The 19,208-nt window shown below is 40.1% G+C and carries 18 protein-coding genes; 10 read left to right on the forward strand and 8 right to left on the reverse strand.

Going from position 1 to position 19,208, the window contains the following annotated elements; translation table 11 throughout:
• Positions 1-4: 4 nt before the first annotated feature.
• Positions 5-589 (forward strand): acyl carrier protein phosphodiesterase, encoded by a 585-nt coding sequence (locus PAARA_RS18145; protein ID WP_062570399.1) that lies wholly within the window; start codon positions 5-7, stop codon positions 587-589.
• Positions 590-1,086: 497 nt separating this feature from the next.
• On the opposite strand, the gene PAARA_RS18150 is transcribed toward PAARA_RS18145, so the two are convergent.
• A complete protein-coding gene (locus PAARA_RS18150; protein ID WP_062570400.1) occupies positions 1,087-1,395 on the reverse strand; it encodes a hypothetical protein in 309 nt (102 codons plus the stop codon).
• Between the two features lie 219 nt (positions 1,396-1,614).
• Here PAARA_RS18150 and PAARA_RS18160 point away from each other — a divergent pair, with 219 nt between their 5' ends.
• Positions 1,615-2,325 (forward strand): hypothetical protein, encoded by a 711-nt coding sequence (locus tag PAARA_RS18160; RefSeq protein ID WP_157066235.1) that lies wholly within the window; start codon positions 1,615-1,617, stop codon positions 2,323-2,325.
• A gap of 52 nt (positions 2,326-2,377) precedes the next feature.
• Here PAARA_RS18160 and PAARA_RS18165 read toward each other — a convergent pair whose 3' ends face one another.
• The 3 genes from PAARA_RS18165 to zigA form a co-directional block, all read right to left on the reverse strand.
• The gene (locus PAARA_RS18165) at positions 2,378-4,078 is read right to left on the reverse strand and encodes an immunoglobulin-like domain-containing protein (RefSeq protein WP_083515352.1); all 1,701 of its coding nucleotides are present in this window, start codon (positions 4,076-4,078) and stop codon (positions 2,378-2,380) included.
• Positions 4,079-4,329: 251 nt separating this feature from the next.
• The gene (locus PAARA_RS18170) at positions 4,330-4,998 is read right to left on the reverse strand and encodes a DUF1826 domain-containing protein (protein ID WP_062570403.1); all 669 of its coding nucleotides are present in this window, start codon (positions 4,996-4,998) and stop codon (positions 4,330-4,332) included.
• Positions 4,999-6,195 carry a zinc metallochaperone GTPase ZigA gene (zigA, locus tag PAARA_RS18175; RefSeq protein ID WP_062570404.1) on the reverse strand — a complete coding sequence of 399 codons (1,197 nt, stop codon included), beginning with the start codon at positions 6,193-6,195 and terminating at the stop codon, positions 4,999-5,001. It lies immediately after the preceding gene.
• A 171-nt stretch (positions 6,196-6,366) separates the two neighbouring features.
• Here zigA and PAARA_RS18180 point away from each other — a divergent pair, with 171 nt between their 5' ends.
• The 5 genes from PAARA_RS18180 (at position 6,367) to PAARA_RS18200 (ending at position 13,588) form a co-directional block, all read left to right on the forward strand.
• Complete coding sequence (locus tag PAARA_RS18180; RefSeq protein WP_062570405.1) at positions 6,367-7,356, forward strand: Kelch repeat-containing protein; 990 nt, start codon at positions 6,367-6,369, stop codon at positions 7,354-7,356.
• 213 nt (positions 7,357-7,569) lie between these two features.
• Positions 7,570-9,636 carry a catalase gene (locus tag PAARA_RS18185; RefSeq protein WP_062570406.1) on the forward strand — a complete coding sequence of 689 codons (2,067 nt, stop codon included), beginning with the start codon at positions 7,570-7,572 and terminating at the stop codon, positions 9,634-9,636.
• Positions 9,637-9,704: 68 nt separating this feature from the next.
• Positions 9,705-10,682, forward strand: a complete 978-nt coding sequence (locus tag PAARA_RS18190; RefSeq protein ID WP_062570407.1) for a DNA topoisomerase IB — start codon at positions 9,705-9,707, stop codon at positions 10,680-10,682.
• 139 nt (positions 10,683-10,821) lie between these two features.
• Positions 10,822-11,823: a family 43 glycosylhydrolase gene (locus PAARA_RS18195; protein WP_062570408.1), complete on the forward strand. Its 1,002-nt coding sequence runs from the start codon at positions 10,822-10,824 to the stop codon at positions 11,821-11,823.
• 178 nt (positions 11,824-12,001) lie between these two features.
• Entirely contained in the window at positions 12,002-13,588 is a 1,587-nt protein-coding gene (locus PAARA_RS18200) for an RICIN domain-containing protein (RefSeq protein ID WP_062570409.1), read from the forward strand.
• Positions 13,589-13,641: 53 nt separating this feature from the next.
• Here the strand turns inward: PAARA_RS18200 and PAARA_RS18205 are convergent, their stop codons facing one another.
• From PAARA_RS18205 to PAARA_RS18215, 3 genes are all read right to left on the reverse strand, one after another.
• Entirely contained in the window at positions 13,642-14,790 is a 1,149-nt protein-coding gene (locus PAARA_RS18205) for a hypothetical protein (RefSeq protein ID WP_062570410.1), read from the reverse strand.
• A 164-nt stretch (positions 14,791-14,954) separates the two neighbouring features.
• Positions 14,955-15,719 (reverse strand): helix-turn-helix domain-containing protein, encoded by a 765-nt coding sequence (locus PAARA_RS18210; protein ID WP_062570411.1) that lies wholly within the window; start codon positions 15,717-15,719, stop codon positions 14,955-14,957.
• Positions 15,712-16,158, reverse strand: coding sequence for a carboxymuconolactone decarboxylase family protein (locus tag PAARA_RS18215; protein ID WP_062570412.1), 447 nt, complete (start codon positions 16,156-16,158; stop codon positions 15,712-15,714). Before PAARA_RS18215 ends, PAARA_RS18210 begins: the two co-directional genes overlap by 8 nt.
• A 165-nt stretch (positions 16,159-16,323) precedes the next feature.
• On the opposite strand from PAARA_RS18215, the gene PAARA_RS18220 reads away from it, so the two are divergent.
• A complete protein-coding gene (locus PAARA_RS18220) occupies positions 16,324-16,572 on the forward strand; it encodes a hypothetical protein (protein ID WP_062570413.1) in 249 nt (82 codons plus the stop codon).
• 94 nt (positions 16,573-16,666) lie between these two features.
• Positions 16,667-16,900: a hypothetical protein gene (locus PAARA_RS18225; protein ID WP_062570414.1), complete on the forward strand. Its 234-nt coding sequence runs from the start codon at positions 16,667-16,669 to the stop codon at positions 16,898-16,900.
• Positions 16,901-17,196: 296 nt separating this feature from the next.
• On the opposite strand, the gene PAARA_RS18230 is transcribed toward PAARA_RS18225, so the two are convergent.
• A complete protein-coding gene (locus tag PAARA_RS18230; RefSeq protein WP_062570415.1) occupies positions 17,197-17,841 on the reverse strand; it encodes a tellurite resistance TerB family protein in 645 nt (214 codons plus the stop codon).
• Between the two features lie 360 nt (positions 17,842-18,201).
• On the opposite strand from PAARA_RS18230, the gene corA reads away from it, so the two are divergent.
• Positions 18,202-19,158, forward strand: coding sequence for a magnesium/cobalt transporter CorA (gene corA, locus PAARA_RS18235; RefSeq protein ID WP_062570416.1), 957 nt, complete (start codon positions 18,202-18,204; stop codon positions 19,156-19,158).
• Positions 19,159-19,208: the final 50 nt, after the last annotated feature.

The raw sequence follows: 19,208 nt of genomic DNA on the forward strand, positions 1-19,208 counted from the left end.
TGTGTTGAACTACTTAGCTCACCTTTATTTTGCAAAACCGACAGCTGATTCACATTTTGGTAATTTGCTAGGGGATTTTGGCGGGCGTAGGCATGTAAACGGCTTGCCTATTACAGTCAAAAATGCGCTTGAGAATCACTATTTAGTAGACCGATTTACCGATGCACATCTTTTAGTAAAAGAAGCTAAACACTTCTTTTCTCCACAGCGTAAGCGTTTTGCCAGTGTTGCAATTGATGTGGTATTTGATCACTTCTTAATTCAGCATTGGCATCGTTTTAACGACCAGCCATTAGCAGATTTTAAACACCAAAGTTATGGGCTGTTAAATACACGCCAAGCCTTGATGCCCTCACGTATGCAACAAGTTGTCACGAGTATGACCAATAATGACTGGTTCAAAGAATATGAAACAGTGGCTGGAGTAGGGCTTGCGCTTGATAATATCGCAAGGCGTATTCGTTTTAGTAATAACTTTTCAGGGGCTGCTGAGGATATTACCCGTCACTACCATGAGTTAGATGCCGTTTTTTTAGCATTTTTTCCAGAGCTAGTTGAGCACGTGAAGATACACAATCTTGAAAGATGATAGGTTGTACTAAACAGTGTTATGTCTTTACTGTTTAACTAAGCAAGTATTGGTAGTTTATTTATAAAAATAGAATAATTAATGCGCTGTGTTTTTCTTTGTACTATTTATAGTATATTTTTAGTTAAGTTTATTTTTTTTACTTATTTTATTCTTTCGTTCGGTTTTGTGTTTGATAATTATTTGATTCTATATATTTTATGTGCGATTCAAATTAATACAGTTGAAGCCTTAAGTCTTATTTAGTATTGTTTTTTTGTAATATATTTAACAAGGAATTTTATTTCTAAGCTAGTTTTAACTAGCTGATGTTGTAATAAAAAGGGTTTAACACTGTTGATAAATGAAATGACGTATTAAAAATAAAATTTTATCAACTGGTGTGGTTAAATCGTTTATTTAAAGGTGTGAACTTTACTTAAGTTCACACCTTTTTAATTTTAGGCTCAAGTTATACCATTTATGGTATTAAAACCGCTACTTGTCGATAGACAAAGTTAATCATCAGGGCCTTTTAAGGTAAACACTAAGTGCCTGCGCATGTCTTTTAGAATCACGCCTTTTTTCAGCATTGCTGCACTCAAGCGTTTCTGCCATTTCAACAGCTCAGGGTTTGCTGCATCTAATGTTTGCTGGTTTTCAAACTGAAAGCACAAAAGTAAAGAGCCTGGGAATAAGTGATATTCAACATCAAACCAGCATTGCAGCATACCTTCGAGCTCAGCGCGGCCTTGCTCTTCAAGGGCGTCGGCAACGTTAAGAACCAGTGCCTGTTGCTTTTGTTGTACTTTCGAGAGTGTTTTCATTGGGTGCCTTGTATTCATCAACAAAATTTAAATCATTAAAAGTAGCCACTTCTAATGATTGCGTGCAATTTACCATAGATTTTTTATTTGATGGCATTTTAGTTTTGAGCGAGGTTCGTTTTATATTTACTCATGGTGCTGGTTCAGGTATAAAATCTTTAAATAGCAATAAGTTACTTATTACAAATTTTAATATAAAAAGGAATTTTTATGGGGTCGATGGCCAAGCATTCACTTGAATTAGATTTAAATGACAAGAACTGGTTTCGATACGCCGCTTTTAAAGGGAAGTCGTCATTAACCGAGGATTCAATAACTGAGTTAGAGACATTACCAGGCCTTGCGGTTTTATCTGGTAAGGCAGAAGTTCTGTTTGCATTTATGGTATTCGCTATTTCTCTTTCGGCCTTTTATTTAAAAGATGCAGTGCTCCCTTGGTTGGCTTTTTTGATTTGTCTTGGCAGTTTTTTAGCTGTGTTTATCACAAAACGCATCATGACTTACAAAAAGTATGGCTTTGGCTTTAAATGGGCAATGAGCATAAGTAAGAATGAGCTTAAAATTGATAAATTGACGTTTAAAAAGCACACAAATCGTACAGTTACAATTGCTAGAGACGACATTGCAGAGGTGATATTTAATTATACAATGGATCTTAAGTACAGGCGGAAGTTTGGTGAAGCACATAGGAGGCTACCAAGTTTGCATGTTTGTGAAGTCCACTTAAAAAATGGCGATACGCTTGAAATTGACGGGATGCGGGTAGGGCTATTTAACGTTTTATACTTAATGGTATTCCATGATTACCCGCTGAGTTTTAGAGGGACTCTAGCCGGTGGGGCAGGCAATGTTTCAATTTTACTGCTTCGCATGTTTGCTCTTTCGGCAATTGCGAGTTCACTTAGTATGCTTTTTTTTAATTTGAAATAGGGTGTATGTTAAAGCTCACATTACAGACGTTCTGTGAGCTTTAATAATCGTATTAGTTTGTTAATTGGCAAGCATCATTAGCAAGTTTCCAAACGCCCCATTGGTCTGAGGTAGTCGGTTGTTCACCTTTAGTCCACCAACCGGCTCTATAAATATTTCCTTCATAGTTTACTAGTTGGTTTGCTAGATAGACTTTGTCTTTATCCCATTGGCTTGCACATAGTGTGCTGTCTGAAATTGTAATAGTTCTAACCACTGTTGAGGTTTGTGAAGCACTGTCAGATACTGAATAGGTTAGGGTGTATTGACCAACTCTTGAGTTATCAACACGACCTGAAACCGAGACGTTAGCTGTTAAATCACCGTCCTCAGTGTCATTTGCAGTGACACCTGCCATTGGTTCAAAAGTACTACCTAGGGCAAGCTTCACGTTATTAACCCCGCTGAATAAAGGCTTATCACTAAACACCTCGACTTTGCGGCTTTCTTTACTTTCGTTACCAGCAGAGTCTTTAACAGTATAAACGAGAATATATTGTCCGAGAGTTGATGTATCGACACGGCCCGTGACGACAATACTACTGGTGAGGTTATTGTCTTCTTTATCGATGGCGCTTACATTTGCTAGCTCGTCAAATGAGGCTCCTTGGCGAACTCTTGCGTCAGTTATACCACTTAGTACAGGTGCATTTTTTGGAGGTTCAATAATTTGACCATGAATAAAGGGACCATAGTTTTTTATAAACGTGTTGTTATACATTGCACCTGCGGCATTCGTCCCCATGTCCCAATTGATAGACCAAGTCATCACGCCTTTAAGAGGCTGTCCTTGCTGAGTTAATTGATTAAAGGCACTGTAAAGCGTTTCAGGATTTTGAATAAACCCAGATGCAGCTGCATCCATATTGGCAGGAATACCAAACACGAGTTTATCATTCGGGATTTTATGAAAGCCGCGAGTACCATTTGCTAAAGAGTCAGCCATATAGTAGATGAACTCCTGCTTTAGAGATTCATTTGTTTGGGCAACCCAACCTACACCATCAACAAAAACACCGTCACCACCCTGATTATAAAACTGCGGGTTTATCCAATCATAATACCCTGCAAGTGCGGTAATATAAGGAATGTACTTACCACCTTGTCTAAGGTAAGGAAATTCTGGAGCCATGGTAATTAAAAAGTTTTTACCTTGCGCTTTGTAATGATCTTTTACCAAACGAAGTGCGGCAGGTATCACGGTTTGATTATCAGCTGCTGTCACGGCTGCTTGTTCAAGATCAATATCGAGTCCGTCAAAGCCAAATTTATCGGTAAGGCGAATTATTTCGTCGGCAAAAGCGTGTTCATCGCCCTGTTGTAACTCTATATGGGCATCGGCACCCCCTAAAGCGAGTAATACGCTACGCCCTTGGCGGTTTAGTTCACTAATTTCGTTGATAAACGCTTGTTCTGATAAACCTATGTTTGGATCTAAGCGAAAAGTGGGAATGCGGCCTTCTGCTACATCAAATACTTTCATAAATGAGACATTAACCACGTTATATTGGCTATTAACTTGTTTTAAACTAACACAAGGTGCCTTCCCGCCTTTATAGCCTGCACCATCACACCAATTATGCCAGTAGCCTACAATAACGCCACTTTGTTGATTGACCATTAGGTTACCATCATTTGCATTTGCTGGAAGTATTGAGAGTACAGATACGCTTATTGCAGTCATTGTAAACAGGTTTTGGGTTATTCTAATCATGTTGTTTAATTCCTTTCATAAAAAGTTACTTTCCTACTAAAAGCATACGTGCGTTTAGTTGATTAAACTGAACTTTGAACCATTATTAGGTACGAAGTTCGGCGTTAAGTTATATGTGTTGATGTGAATTTAATGTGAATGGTAAGCGGCTTGAAAAGCGTTTAATTAACTTTTTATGTTTGGAGTTAAAGTCACTATTTTTGGCGCCCATATAAATACAGGCGCATTATTGTGTTTAGTTTGAGGTTTAATTAGGCAATAAAATCTAATGTGAGTAGTAAGCGCTTTTCCCCAGTTGCAACCTGTGGTGAGCGATGTACAAGGCCTAAACCTTCATTGCCTTGCCATGTTTCTCCTTTTAATAAGGCAACATCACCGACAGTTAATGACTGCACTTTAGTGTGTGGGGCAATTAAACCAGATTCCTGATCACTTAAACCTTGGTTTCCTGCACCCAGTTTATTGCGGTCGAGTCCGCTATTCTGTAGCCATTCAGAGCCACTACCGCTATAGGTGCTCACTAATCGACAAGGAACACGATCAACATGAAAGCGTGGGCACATAGCCCGCTCAAGTACTTTTAGTCTTAAACCCACACGCTTAAGCTCAAATAAATAGCAAAACATATCAACAAGCTGAGCAAGATCGGCTTTAAGCGCTTTTGCTTGAGGTCGTTTTTCGAGTGCTTTATCAATGTCTGCCGCAATCGCGTTTTGATTGATCACAGCGTTAATACTGAGATCTGCAAAGGCTGCAACAGTCTCGGTTACTTCAGTTTGCAGCTGCTCTGATAAGCTACGCTGCCAAATTGCGATGTTATGCTCGGGTTTATAGATTTGTGAAAATACCACTGGGCTTAATGCTATTGCTGCCTCTGCTGGTAGGTTATCAGTATCATGTTCAAATGCGTGGGCTGTCATTTATGCTTCCTCCCAAATTGGAAATGGATCGGGTAGTGTTTGCCAAAGCTCTTTTCCTGCTAGCAGTTCATCATCGCTAAGTAAGCAGTTGTCGAGTGCGCGTGTGATTTCTGCTTGATTGAGGTTTTGACCAATAAAAACCAGCTCTTGACGCATATCGCCAAAGGGTTCTTGCCAAACTTGGTTAATTGAATTTAAGTAATCGTTATCGGTTGGCCACTGATCTTTTGGTAAGGCCTTCCAAAATATCCCGCCAAAACCATAACGTGCAATACCGCCAGCTTGGTTCCATTGACAAGCAAACTGTGGTCGAGAGGCTAGCCAGAAATAGCCTTTTGAGCGGAGTAGTTTGCCTTCGCGTTGATTATTATGGATAAAGTTATAAAATTTCTCGGGGTGAAAAGGACGCCTAGCCTCATAGGTAAAGCTACTAATACCGTATTCTTCGGTTTCTGGGATATGCTCACCGCGCAGCTCTTTTAACCAGCCTGGTGCTTGTTGCGCTTTTTCAAAGTTAAACAAGCCTGTGCCTAAAATTTTATTGATATCAATTTGACCATTTTCAATGGCAATAAGCTCTGCGGAGGTATTTAATGAGCTTAAAATGGCTTTTAAACTTTCAAGCTCATCTGCGTTAATTAAATCGGTTTTACTAATTAAAATCACATCAGCAAATTCAACTTGATCGATCAGTAAGTCGGCAACGCTGCGCTCATCTTCGTCACCTAAGTGTTCACCGGTTTCTTGCAAAAACTTGGCTTCGTTAAAGTCTTTTAGAAAGTTTACAGCATCAACTACTGTGACCATGGTATCAAGCCTAGCAACATCTGAAAGTGATACGCCGTCTTCATCGGCAAAGGTAAATGTTTCGGCGACCGGAAGGGGTTCTGAAATACCGGTTGACTCGATAACCAGATAATCAAATTGCCCCGTCTCTGCTAAAGCGCGTACTTCTATGAGTAGGTCTTCACGCAGAGTGCAACAGATGCAGCCATTACTCATTTCAACCAGTTTTTCTTCGCCGCGATTAAGTGACACATCGTTTTTAACTGTCGCCGCATCGATGTTTATTTCGCTCATATCATTGACGATGACAGCTACTTTTTTGTATTGACGGTTATTCAAAATATGGCTGAGTACGGTGGTTTTACCTGCACCCAAAAAACCAGAGAGCACGGTGACGGGGAGTTTGCTCATGTTAGTGACCCTTAAGTAGATTAAATAAAATAACACTAAATGTTTTGTTATAATATATCAACTTTGTGTCATTTAGAAATAGCTATACCTGATCTCGTTAGACTATTTGGCAGTGTACTTATAGGTACAGCTCACTTAAGCTTTATAATCGACTGCTTAATAAGGATTTGTATGCGCTTAACCAAACTGTTTTTACCGCTTTTTATTACTTGTTTGCCTTACACTTTATCGGCAAGTGAGGAGTTCGCACCTGAGCTTCCTGAGGCTATACAAGAAATTTACCCCACAGTAATGAATAAGCAAATTTGGGTTGCTGGCGGTATCTCTACTGAGCTGCCAGCATCAACGGGTAAAATGACGGAAAAAGTGCACTTTTGGTCACCTGATTATGCAACTTGGCAATCAGCTCCAAGCTTGCCTGAAGGACGCCACCACACCTATTTAATTGCAGTAGAAAACAAATTATTTGCCTTTGGTGGTTTTGTTAATACCCAAGGTCAGTGGACCAATAGCCGTGATGTATTAATGCTAGGTAAGGGCGCCAAAGCATGGCAAAAGGTGGCGCGTTTACCTTTTGCGTTAAGTGAAACAGTAGGTGCAGTGCTTAATGGAAAGGTGCATTTAGTGGGTGGCCGCAGTCCAAGTAATGAACAAAATGGGCAGTGGCAACATAGTTTAGATAAAGCAGAACACCTTGTGTTCAACCCAAATAACTATGAGTTTGCTAAAGCAGCACCGTTACCCTTTGCACGTAATAGTGCGGCAAGTGTGCAGGTGAATGGCCGCTGGTTTGTGCTTGGCGGCAGAACCGTTGGTGGCGAACCTTTAAAAGATGTACTTGAATACGTGCCAGAGCAAGATCAGTGGCTAACTCATCCGGCCCTGCCAAAAGGTAGGGCAGGGCACGCTGCGGCAGCAATCGACAACATGATCTACATTTTTGGAGGGGAGCATAATCAAGCTGTCGATAGTGAAATCTTTAAATATGATGTACTTAAAAAGCAATGGCATAAAGTGACCACGTGGTTAGCCCCTCGCCATGGATTGGGTGCTGTTACTTTAAATAATCAAATTTGGCTAATAGGCGGCGCAAAGGCAGTCGGATTATCACAAACAACCAATGAACTAACATCTGCGCATGAGCTATTAAATAAGCACTAATACAAAAATGTAAGATTCTGATTTGGTTTTAACACATTAAAACCAAATCAGAAAAGATTACAAACGTTATGTAACCTATTTACTTTATGTTGTAACGCTTTTTATTAACTTATTGTTTGTAAGGCTATTTTTTATTGGTCTCTTTTTTGCTCACTAGTTTTTCACGTGTATTACGCGATGTTATATAAACCAGTAAATAAGAAAGGGAAACTCATGGCAGAGTCATTTAAATATTCAGGTCAAAAAGGGCATGGTGGCGAGCTTCACCAAACTGCGAACAATCAACATCCTACCATGACAACAGCACAAGGTTGTCCTGTTAGTGATAATCAAAACTCCTTAACAGCAGGCAAGCGCGGCCCAACATTAATGGAAGATCACGTCTTTCGTGAAAAGATGTTTCATTTTGATCATGAACGTATTCCAGAGCGAGTTGTGCACGCAAGAGGCTATGGTGCACATGGTTACTTTGAAACATACGATACACTTGAGGATCTTACGTGCGCGGATATTTTTCAGCGCAAGGGAGAGAAAACACCTGTTTTCACACGTTTTTCGACTGTGGCAGGTAGCAAAGGTTCACCCGATTTAGCACGAGATGTGCGTGGATTTGCAGTAAAATTTTATACCAAAGAAGGTAATTGGGATTTAGTCGGCAATAATATCCCTGTTTTTTTTATTCAAGACGCAATGAAATTTCCAGATTTGATCCACAGCGCCAAAGCCGAGCCTGATCGTGGTTTTCCGCAAGCACAAACGGCGCATGATAACTTTTGGGATTTTATTAGTTTATCGCCTGAGTCTATGCACATGGTTATGTGGGCAATGTCAGACAGAGCCATTCCACGGTCATTACGTTTTATGGAAGGCTTTGGTGTGCATACATTTAAGTTTGTTAATGCAAAGGGTGAGCAGAAGTACGTTAAATTTCACTGGAAGCCAAAAGCAGGAATGCAGTCTGTGGTGTGGAATGAAGCATTGAAACTTAATGGTGCAGATCCTGATTTTCATCGTCGCGATATGTGGGAATCAATTCAAAATGGCGACTTTCCAGAATGGGAGCTCGGTGTACAAGTATTTGACCAAGCTTTTGCAGATGAGTTTGAATTTGATGTTTTTGATGCTACAAAACTTATACCTGAAGAACAGGTGCCAGTAAAAATTATTGGCCGCATGGTGCTCGATAGAGTTGTCGATAACTTTTTTGCAGAGACAGAGCAAGTTGCTTTTTGTACTCAAAACATAGTGCCAGGCATTGATTTTACCCCTGATCCACTATTGCAAGGTCGTAACTTTTCCTACTTGGATACGCAAACTAAACGGTTAGGCGGGCCAAACTTTACTCATATTCCTGTTAATGCACCTAAATGCCCAATGCACCACTTTCATCAAGATGGTCATATGGCGATGCATAATCCTAAAGGGCGAGTAAATTACGAACCCAACTCGTGGCAAGGTGATGAAAACAACCCTCGCGCATGCCCTGCACATGGTTTCAAAAGTACAGACGAAGACACACAAGGTGGCAAGCTGAGATACCGCTCAGAAACCTTTAGCGACCATTACAGTCAAGCAAGGCAGTTTTATTTAAGCCAAACTCAAGTAGAACAATCACATATTCAAGATGCGCTGGTTTTTGAGCTTTCAAAAGTTGAGCATTTAGCGATAAGGGAGCGTGTCGTGTCTCATTTACTTAATATTGATAGCGAATTAGCTAAATTAGTGGCCTCTGGTTTGGGCTTACAAACAATGCCAGAACCTGCCGAAGCTGCACTCGAAACACGCCAAGACCTTCCAGTGTCTGATGCCCTGAGCATTCAAAAGAGTGCGCTAAATACATTCAAAGGCCGTAAGCTGGGTATTCTTGTGAGTGATGGCTTTGATGCTCAGCTATTTGATTCATTGCGTTGTGCGCTTAAAGAGCAAGGTGCAAATTTTGAAGTTATTGCTGCTCAAGTGGGTGGCGCGAAAAGCTCGACTGGTGAGCATCTAAGTGCCGATCAAGTTATTAATGGTGGCCCTTCGGTTTTATATGATGCGGTGGCGCTACTGACAACAAAAGAAGGGGCCGAAAAACTGAGTCATATTCCTGAGGCAAAAGACTTTGTTTCAGATGCGTTTTCGCATAACAAATTTATTGGTTATAGCAAGGATTCAGTTGAGCTGCTAAAAGCGGTTGGGCTTGCTGAAAACCAAGATGATGGCGTCATTGATTTAGGCACCTGTCAGGTAGATGAGTTTTTGAATAGATTAAAAAATCTTCGCTATTGGAAACGATAGAAGCACACCTCAAGGCGGGCTTAGCTCGCCTCGAAAGGCTGTATTACTTAAGGTAGTGAGGAAATGTAATGAAACTGATTTATGTTGATGATAATTTGCCAGGAATTACTCGAAAACGACATTCAAAATGCTGGCTTTACTACGACCCCGCTGGCAAACGAATTACAGCAAAAAAAGAAATTAAGCGTTTAAATGCGCTGGCATTCCCCCCTGCATACAAAGATGTTTGGCTTTGTCCTGAAGAAAATGGGCATATTTTAGCAACAGGGTATGATACAAAAGGCAGAAAACAATATCTTTATCATCCAGATTTTAGAGAGCAGCAGGAGCTAAAAAAGTTCGAGGCCTGTGAGCTTTTTGGCACCAAACTTCCTTTATTGCGAGCTAAATTATCTGAATACTTACAAGGTAATGAGCTGGATTATCAACGAACATTAGCTGCGGTTGTCCGGTTAATGGACTTAGGTTCATTACGTGTAGGCTCTAAACGAAACGCGAAAAAAAATAACAGTTTTGGTGCAACAACGTTACGTAATCGCCACGCCAAATTAACGGGTAAAAATATTCGCTTAGAATATAAAGCTAAATCTGGCAAAGTGAGAGAGGTTAATCTTACAGATCGTGTTTTAAGCAGCATTATTAAAGAGTTGCAAGATTTACCAGGGCAAAATCTATTTCAATATAAAGAGGGTGGTGAATGTATTCCCGTGACCTCCCGTGAGGTTAATCAGTTTATTCAGCAAGTGATGGGAGAGGAGTTTAGCGCTAAACACTTTAGAACGTGGCGCGCTAGTGTTTTAGCATTCGAAGCTTTTTATAATGCTAAGAAAAAGCTCCCTTTGTGCGATATGCTAGAAACGGTATCGAGCCATTTGGGTAACACACCAACGATAGCCCGTAATTCTTATGTTCATTCTGCGCTGATTGATTTATGTAAAGAAAGTGAAGCCACACAGGTACGTACAAGACAACAACTTAAGTTACCGCGTAAAACAAAATACTTGAGCCGATATGAACGTGGCTTACTACTTTTTTTAGCACAGTAACAGCTGTCTAATTGATGACGATTAGATCAACCACTCGATTTACATTTATGCTCACTGTCTGATAAAAATGATGTTATATTTGTGTTCTTGGCTAAAAGTAATAAAATAATACAAATTAAATTTACGACCAGGTTTAAACATGACATTACAAACAAACAGCCCGTTAGTCGAACAGCGGGCCGACCCGTTTGTGCATAAGCACAGCGATGGTTTTTATTATTTTACAGGTTCTGTACCAACGTATGATCGCATTGAACTGCGTAAATCTGCGACATTAGAAGGCTTAAAAGACGCTGAGACCTTTGATATTTGGTTTAAGCATGACAATGGCCCAATGAGTCGCCATATTTGGGCACCTGAAATTCATTATCTGGATGGTAAATGGTACATCTACTTTGCAGCCAGCCAAGAAGACGATATATGGGCATTACGCCCGTATGTATTGGAATGTAAAGGCCAAGATCCATTAAATGATGAATGGGTTGAGCTGGGTATGATGCAAGCGGCTGAGGGTGATGAAAAGTCGTTCACAGACTTCTCACTGGATGCGACGATTTTTGAGAACAATGGCAAACGTTATTTCTGTTGGGCAGAGAAAACCGGCGGCCAATTTGCTGCATCAAACCTGTATTTAGCTGAGATGGAATCACCAATTAAGTTAAAAACAGCACAATTTATGCTAACTACGCCTGATTACGATTGGGAGCGTGTGGACTTTTGGGTAAACGAAGGCCCTGCGGTACTTAAAAATAACGGCAAAATCTTTATCGCTTTTTCTGCCAGCGCAACAGGTGCATGTTACTGCATGGGCTATATGGAAGCAGATGAAAACAGCGATTTACTTGATCGAAATTCGTGGACTAAAACACGCATGCCAGTGCTTGAAACAAGTGTTGAAAAGAAAATTTTCGGCCCTGGTCATAACTGTTTTACCGTTGCTGAAGATGGCGAAACACCATTATGTATTTACCATGCCCGTGACTATGAGCATGCCGTCGGTGAGCCAAGTGTGGTGCCAAAAACGGATACACGTCCACTTGAGGAAATTGTAAAAGATCCGCTTTACGATCCAAACCGACATGCCCGCATAATGGAAGTAAAATATGACGAAAATGGCCGACCATTATTCGAATTGTATTAATTAATGTTAGCTTCAATTCAGGCCACCTCTAGGTGGCTTTTTTATTTCTGTATCCTGTTTTGTTTTCTTAAAGTTAAATTTATTTACATAAAATAAACAAAACACTTTATTTTGGGAACGAATGGTTTAGACTTGATTTCTTAAGTATTTTTATATTACAAATTTGAGAGGGATAGTTTTGAAAACAATAAACGTCATTAAACAAATTGGCTTGGCTAGTCTATTTCTGAGCTGTTTACCAGTACAAGCGGAAAATTGCACTGCAATGCCTGAATCAGGTCAGTTGTATTCTGTTATTAACCTTGGGTCTGGCTTAGCGTTAGATATCAATACAAGTGATACAAGTGCAGCACCTAATGTCATAACTTATGACTATTGGGGAGGAAATAATCAAAAGTTTCAGTTTATTAAAGAAAGCGATGGATATTGGATTATCCGATCTAAGTACAATAATAAGGTGTTAGATGTACTTGATTCATCGCAGTCAAATGGTGCTAATATTATCGTTTATGATGATTGGCAAGGAGCCAATCAACGTTGGCAACTTAAAGCATCGTCATCAGGTGGTTTTAATATAACGAATAAGTTAACCAATAAATCATTGACTGTTGCAGGCTCAAACAATGCGGCTAATGTGTATCAAAATGATGACGCAGGTATAAGCTCTCAAAGGTGGTTTATAAACCCTGTCGATACAACGTGTGGTAGTGACGGAGGCACTCAGCCAACACCAAGTGATTTAGTTGGTTTTGCTGCACAACCAGGTCAAGATGGCCTAACGACAACAATCGGTGGCGGTAATGCAACACCTGTTAGGGTTACAAGCTGCAGTGCTTTAAGTGACGCTTTAAGCTCGCCTTCTGCTAAAGTGATCCACATACCTGATAATACGACGATTAACTGTCTCACTAACAATAGAACGGTGCAAGCATGTCCTTTAGATTGTGGCCAATGGAATGATTACGGTAAAACATGGTACCGAGTGCCTGTAGGGAATCAAAGCTGTAGTGAGCTGGGCAGCTCTTCCAATTCACCAGTTAATGTAACACGTAATGAGCGCCGTATTATTGTAAAGTCCAACAAAACGTTACTAGGCTTAGGTAAAAACTCAAAAATTGTTGGTGCTAGCTTAGTTATTAGCAAGCAACGTAATATTATTATTAAAAATGTCATGCTGGAAAATATTAACCCTGCACTCGTCGAAGCGGGCGATGGCATTTCAATTGATGATAGTAGCCATATTTGGGTCGATCATATGGCCTTTAATAAGATAAGTGACGGTTATATCGATATTGATAATAGTCAGAATGTGACCCTCAGTTGGAATCGTTTCTATGGTTATAACACCCAAGTTTGCGCTAATCAGCATTGGTACACGCATTTATTCAGAAACTCGCAAGTAACAGCACATCATAACTTTTGGGATACTGCAGCAGGGCGTAATCCAAAAATAGATGGTTACAACTCACGGGTTCATATGTTTAATAATTACTGGAAAAACATTACTTATTTTGCAATTAGTGCCAGTGATGGTGCAGAAGTATTAGTCGAGAATAACTATTTTGAAAACTCAGCAAAGCCACATTGGAATCAAGGCTCGGGTTACTTCAGTGCATCAGGAAACATTTACACAGGGCGCTCAGCGACAGATCAATACCGTGATAATGGCGCAACAGTGTTTAGTGATGTGCAGCTTTACCCATATAGATTAGAGAGTGCAAATACTTTGGGGGGCCAAGTAGATGGAGGAACGGGCCCGCAATAGGTTGTAGGTTTTATTGCTCAGCGAATGCATTAAACACTCGCTGAGCTAGCTAACTAGAGTGCTACAAGGCTGTGTTCGAGCATAGCTTTGATTTGTTTAACGATTTTTGCTTCTGTCTCTGGCTCAAATTGCGCAATACGAGGGGTATGAATATGCCCTGTTGGAATATCTGAGTTAAGTTCATCACGCAGGCGAATACTACGGTACGAAATTTCGTTTGATAAGTAACCACCGCCACCACCTTTTACTGCGATGGCACCTTCAAGTTCTTTGAGTGATATTGGCTCAAAAGCCTTTTCAAGTGTAACGACCTTGTGATTATCGTTAATTGGGAAGGGGCCTTTCGCTTTTTGCATTTGCTCTACGGGTAGGCTAAACGTCACAAACTCATTACCTGGTAAGGGACGGTTATGCAAGCTTGATATTTTTGGGTTAGTTTCTGTTCCACCATAAACAATATTGGCGTTATCGGGTGCCGTTACGCTGCGACGTTTACCAGGGAAGCGTTCTAAGTCAAAGTCTTTACTACCCATACTGATGGTAGCAATCATATCTACGTTGTTTAGTGCATAATACGGTGCAAGTAATGATTCAATAATACCTTGATCAAAGTCTTCATAGCGCACAGGCACCATCACTGTGTTGATCTCCGCAGTAATACCCTGATAGCTAATTACTTGCCCGTCGAGTAATAATGCGGCCACGCCAGATGGATTACTTTGGTTGATATTTCTATCAAGTAAAAAAGGATCAAAGCCGGTAATTAATATACGTTTGTCGGTTTTTTTACTGAAGTCAAGGTCGGTACGACCACGGCTACCATTTTCTAGCATGGTTAACAGCGCAGCTTGCTCGCTGTCAGTGATTGCAAACTGGGGCTTGCTGGTACGAATAACTTTACTTGAAAGTAAGCGTGCCCAATAAAGTTCACGGTCGTCGTAGCTGTTGGTTTTTTTGATCCGTGCTTTTGCATCACGCCATAATTGTTTTGAGTAGTCATCAATAAGATCACTTGCTTGCTGGTAGCTTGTGGTTGCTTGCCAAGCATTTTTAAAATGACTTATGTCATCACTGTAAGCGTTTAAGACCTTTGGCATTGCCTTTGTCGCTTTTTCAATACGCAGTTCTTCAACGGTTAAATTGGCTGCAAATGCCGTAAATGAGAAAGCGATTAAGCTGGTGGCAAGTAAAACTTTTTTCATGATTATCCTATTTTGTAACAGCAAGTTTTTAGGCTTTTGTTAACTATCCTATGGATAAAAGCTGATCGCAAATAAAATCGCCCGTTGGCAAGTAAGTTCATGCTATTTAAGTGAGTTTGATAATCGATATAGAACTTTTATTTGATGAATTTAATATACCGATTTCAACGCATAATGAGTTTGGTTTTTTTAGTATGCGTGTTATTCAATAGTTTCCGGTATCTTGCTGGTGTAATATGCATTATCGCTTTGAATTCTTTAATGAAATGCGGCTGGTCAGTAAAGCCACACTGTTGAGCAATATCTGCAAAGCCCATCGTCGGGTTATCTTTTATTGTTTGTTTGGCCATTTTTACGCGGTAAATTCGTTCAAAATACTTAGGTGTAACGCCACACTGGCTTTTTATTTGCCGTTCAAGCTGCCTCTTACTTAATGGAGCCAGTTGATAAGCGGTTTGCAGTGGCGTTAACTCAATCAGTTTACTAATTAATTGCTTTGCATATGTGTGACCAATACTAGGTTGGTAGTTGTAATGCGTGCTTATGAGCGCCTCAAAAGCCTGCAGATTGGCGTTTTTTTGAAGGCCTTTGGCAATAGCCATTAATGATTGCTCACAAATAAGTGGGTGGTTGTGGTGTTTGAACTCAGCTAAAACAGTTGGGTTAAAGCGAATACCACAAAATTGTGCATTTTCTGAAAATGTGATCTTTGCTGCGTGAGTAGATGTTTCTTGAAATGCATAAGGTGGAGAAAGCGCTTTATCATCAAGTAAAAGCGCCCCTGCAAGAGGAAAAATAACCCCAGTCGCACCATCGCAAGCAAGCCATTGCTCACCGTGTGAATGCGCCGTCGCATACCAGATAGCTTGAATATAATTAGCGATGTCACCCTTAGGTGTTTTTAGTTCTAAAGTTAAATGGTTACTCATTAAACTCAACGTCAGGTTTAAACATTTTCACAATGCGATTCCAGCTGTTGATTGCGTTAATAGCAATCGTCAGTGCAACTAACCCCTGTTCAGAAAATGTATCACTAAGAGATTGATAGAAAGTATCATCAATAGGTTGGGCAAGTGTCAACTTTTCACATAATTTTAAAGCCAGACATTCTTGTTTTGTATAAATTGGCATGTCTTGCCATGCACTTAAACCAATAATACGGTTGGTCGTTTCACCGTATTCTCTTGCTTGTTTGGTATGCATTGCAATGCAAAAAGCACATTGATTTATTTGTGATGCTCTTAGTTTGATCAGCTCCCATATTGTTAGACCAAAACTTGTTTCAACCGCTTTTTTAATTAATTGCTCTTGCTCAACAAGGTGTTTGATTAATGCAGGTTGAAGGTTGTAATAGTCACCACGTTTCATCGTAAATTAGCCTTTTAAAATTAAATGAGTATTCACTTTAGGCCGATTGCAAAGTCGAGGATTGCAAAAAAACGACGTTTATATGGGGAAATTCGGTTTACCTAGTTCGCACCAAAATTTCAATCCTGTTATGCTAGGCCGATTAGCAATCACTGAGTATTTAAGATGATTAACGATAACGATGTAATCGAAACTTTAGACGAATTAGAAACGTTTTTACGCCTTGTTGAACATGGTGGCTTGGGGCTAGAAAATGTTGCGGGTGTTGCGCTTGCTACAAATAACAGTGATGGTCGTCCATTTGTCGCTGTGCTGGATGATAATCATCAGCTTTTATTGGGACGTTATGTGAGTAATGACGTTTATGAAAATGGTAAAGATATGGTGAGATACGGCACTAAAAAACCGCATTAAGTAATATTTTGTACCTAAAAAATTTTATTTTAGGGCTGCAATATAATAGTATGTTCTTAATAAACACTGAATCAATATAAAAAAAGGGAAGTCTATGAAATTTTTAAGTGTTATTTTATTAGCCGTTTTAATGAGTGGCTGTGCAAGTTCAAGCGACGAGCAAGCAAGCAATGATGGCTTAATTTGTAAAAGGGAAAAACCAACCGGCAGTAATATACCAACACGTGTATGCCGTACTCCTGAGCAAATTGCTGCGATGGAAAAGGAAAGTAAAGAAGGTATTCGTGGTATCCAGCGAAACAGTACAAATACAGTAAGAATGAATTAGTACAAGTACTAAACGACTTTACATTATAAAAATGGCCGCACTCATTAAAAGTGCGGCTGTTTTGTTTATATCTTTGCGTGGATACTCATCGCAATACTGCGCCTTAGTTTAGGCTTGTTGTGTGGCTAATCAACTGACGCTTTAAAGTTGTCAAATTGCCAATGCACTGCTGTGCCATCGTTGTCGGTTGGTGTGTGAGCAATACTGCCGACTTCGAGTTGATGGAGAGTACCTGGCTATTTTAGGATTGCTTAGCGTGCTCCAGTTACTAAGGAGCACAGTAGATTGTCAAAGCCTTACTGAGAGAGTTGTTGGTGGATGTTATCAACCAGTTCATTTGGAATACATAACTGATTTGCTAACGCTTCTAAATAATGTTTAGAGATACTCTGGTTTAAGTCGATGGCACTGGCACTTGCAACATACACTTCAATACCCATTTGAGCGTTAGGTACAGCATTAATAAGCGCTGATAGTTGCATGGGTTTTCTTAGCTCATCGAATAACATCGCTTTTTCTTGTGCACTCAGTTCTAGGGTATCGACTTGTGCAAAAATCTTTTGTCTCTCTGTGTCGTCAATATGGCCATCTGCATAGGCGGCAGCGATCATTGCTCGCATTAATAAGAGTTGCCCGTCGGTGTGGTTATCATCAATGACTTCATTAAATGACTGCTCTGGCATTGCTGCTGGAGTAAAGTCAAAAGTTCGAGAAGAAGTAGCTTGAGCTGTTGTTGGTTTTTGCTCTGAATATTGCTTATATGCTTTCCAAGCAAGGCCACCAATGGCAGCAAGCGCACCATACTTTACTACTTTTTTCCCCGTTTTCTTGCTTTTGCTTCCCATTAAGCTTGTCAGTCCACTACCAGCCACACCACCTAGCAAGCCACTGAGCGCACCCGATTTATTTAAATTACCTACTAGTTTTTGCAAGTCTTTCATTATTATCTCCTTATCATCTACTACTGAGAGTAGAGTTTTTAGAAACAAAATTAAATAAGTATTATGTTACCAAGCATGATAGAGCGCATTTTGTTGGCATTTTCCGATCTAGCCAATTCAAATAAAAGTAAGCCTGTGGTTAGTTTTGTGCCTTTATAAACTTCTGCTAGGTTTGTAGTTGGTATTAGAAAGGTTAAACAGTACTTCTCGTTTTTTGGTGAGTTGAATAAGTGCAATTCGTACTGCTGATGGTTATCAAGCTTTGGAGAAAGAGCAATGCATTTATTTTGCTAAAAAGGTGTATTTAGCTTGATAGTTGCTGGTACTATTTTGTCACTTAGGTAAAAAAGAGTGGGGCATATGTTAAGATTTTTTTCAATTGACCAAGGTGTAATAACACAAATCGAACCAGCCCCCGACACGCCATTAGCCACATCCATTAAAAATGCCCATTGGATTGACACGATTAACCCAACAGGCGAAGAGCGTCGCGCCCTCGCGAGTACCCTAAATATTACTTTGCCTGCGGCTGATGATGTTGAAGAAATTGAAGCGTCGTCGCGTTGCTTTATTGATCATGAAGGGCTTCATGTACATGCTCTGTTTATGTCGCCAAATGAAGGACGCTTTAATACGGTGACAGTTGCGTGTTTACTGCAAGATAATTGTTTATTGACGATTCGTGATGATGAATTAGCTGATTTTCGTTTATTAAGACTCCGTGCTCGTAAAGGGCAGGTGGCGTGTGATAACCCTAAACAATTACTCGTAACTTTATTTGATCAAAAGGTCGAAAATCATGCGGATATGCTTGAAGACATGCACCATCAGCTAGAAAATCTCAGTGCTTATGTACTTGAAGAGGATGGCTCAGACTTAGAGCAAGCGGTAAGTCGGATTGCACGGCTTGAGGACAACAACGGTAAAGTACGCTTATGCTTGATGGATACTCGCCGCAATATTTCGTTTTTACTGCGTTACCTTGGCGCACCTACTGAAGACCGTGAGTCACTTCGCGAGATTGTACTTGATATCGATACCCTGATGTCTCACTGTACTTTTTTGTTTGATAAAGTTAATTTCTTGATGGATTCAACTCAGGGTTTTATCAATATTGAGCAAAACCAAATCATTAAAACTTTCTCGATTGCATCGGTGGTTTTTTTGCCTCCCACAGTGGTTGCAAGTATTTACGGTATGAATTTTAATAGCATGCCAGAGCTTGAGTGGGCTTGGGGCTACCCATTTGCTATTGTCATTATGCTACTGTCCGGCTTCGCGCCTTATTTATTCTTTAAACATAAAGGTTGGCTGTAAAGGCATAAAAAAGCCCAGCGCTAGCTGGGCAAGGGGTCTTCGGATAGAAG

The organism is Pseudoalteromonas arabiensis (assembly GCF_001550155.1).
Classification (GTDB): domain Bacteria; phylum Pseudomonadota; class Gammaproteobacteria; order Enterobacterales; family Alteromonadaceae; genus Pseudoalteromonas; species Pseudoalteromonas arabiensis.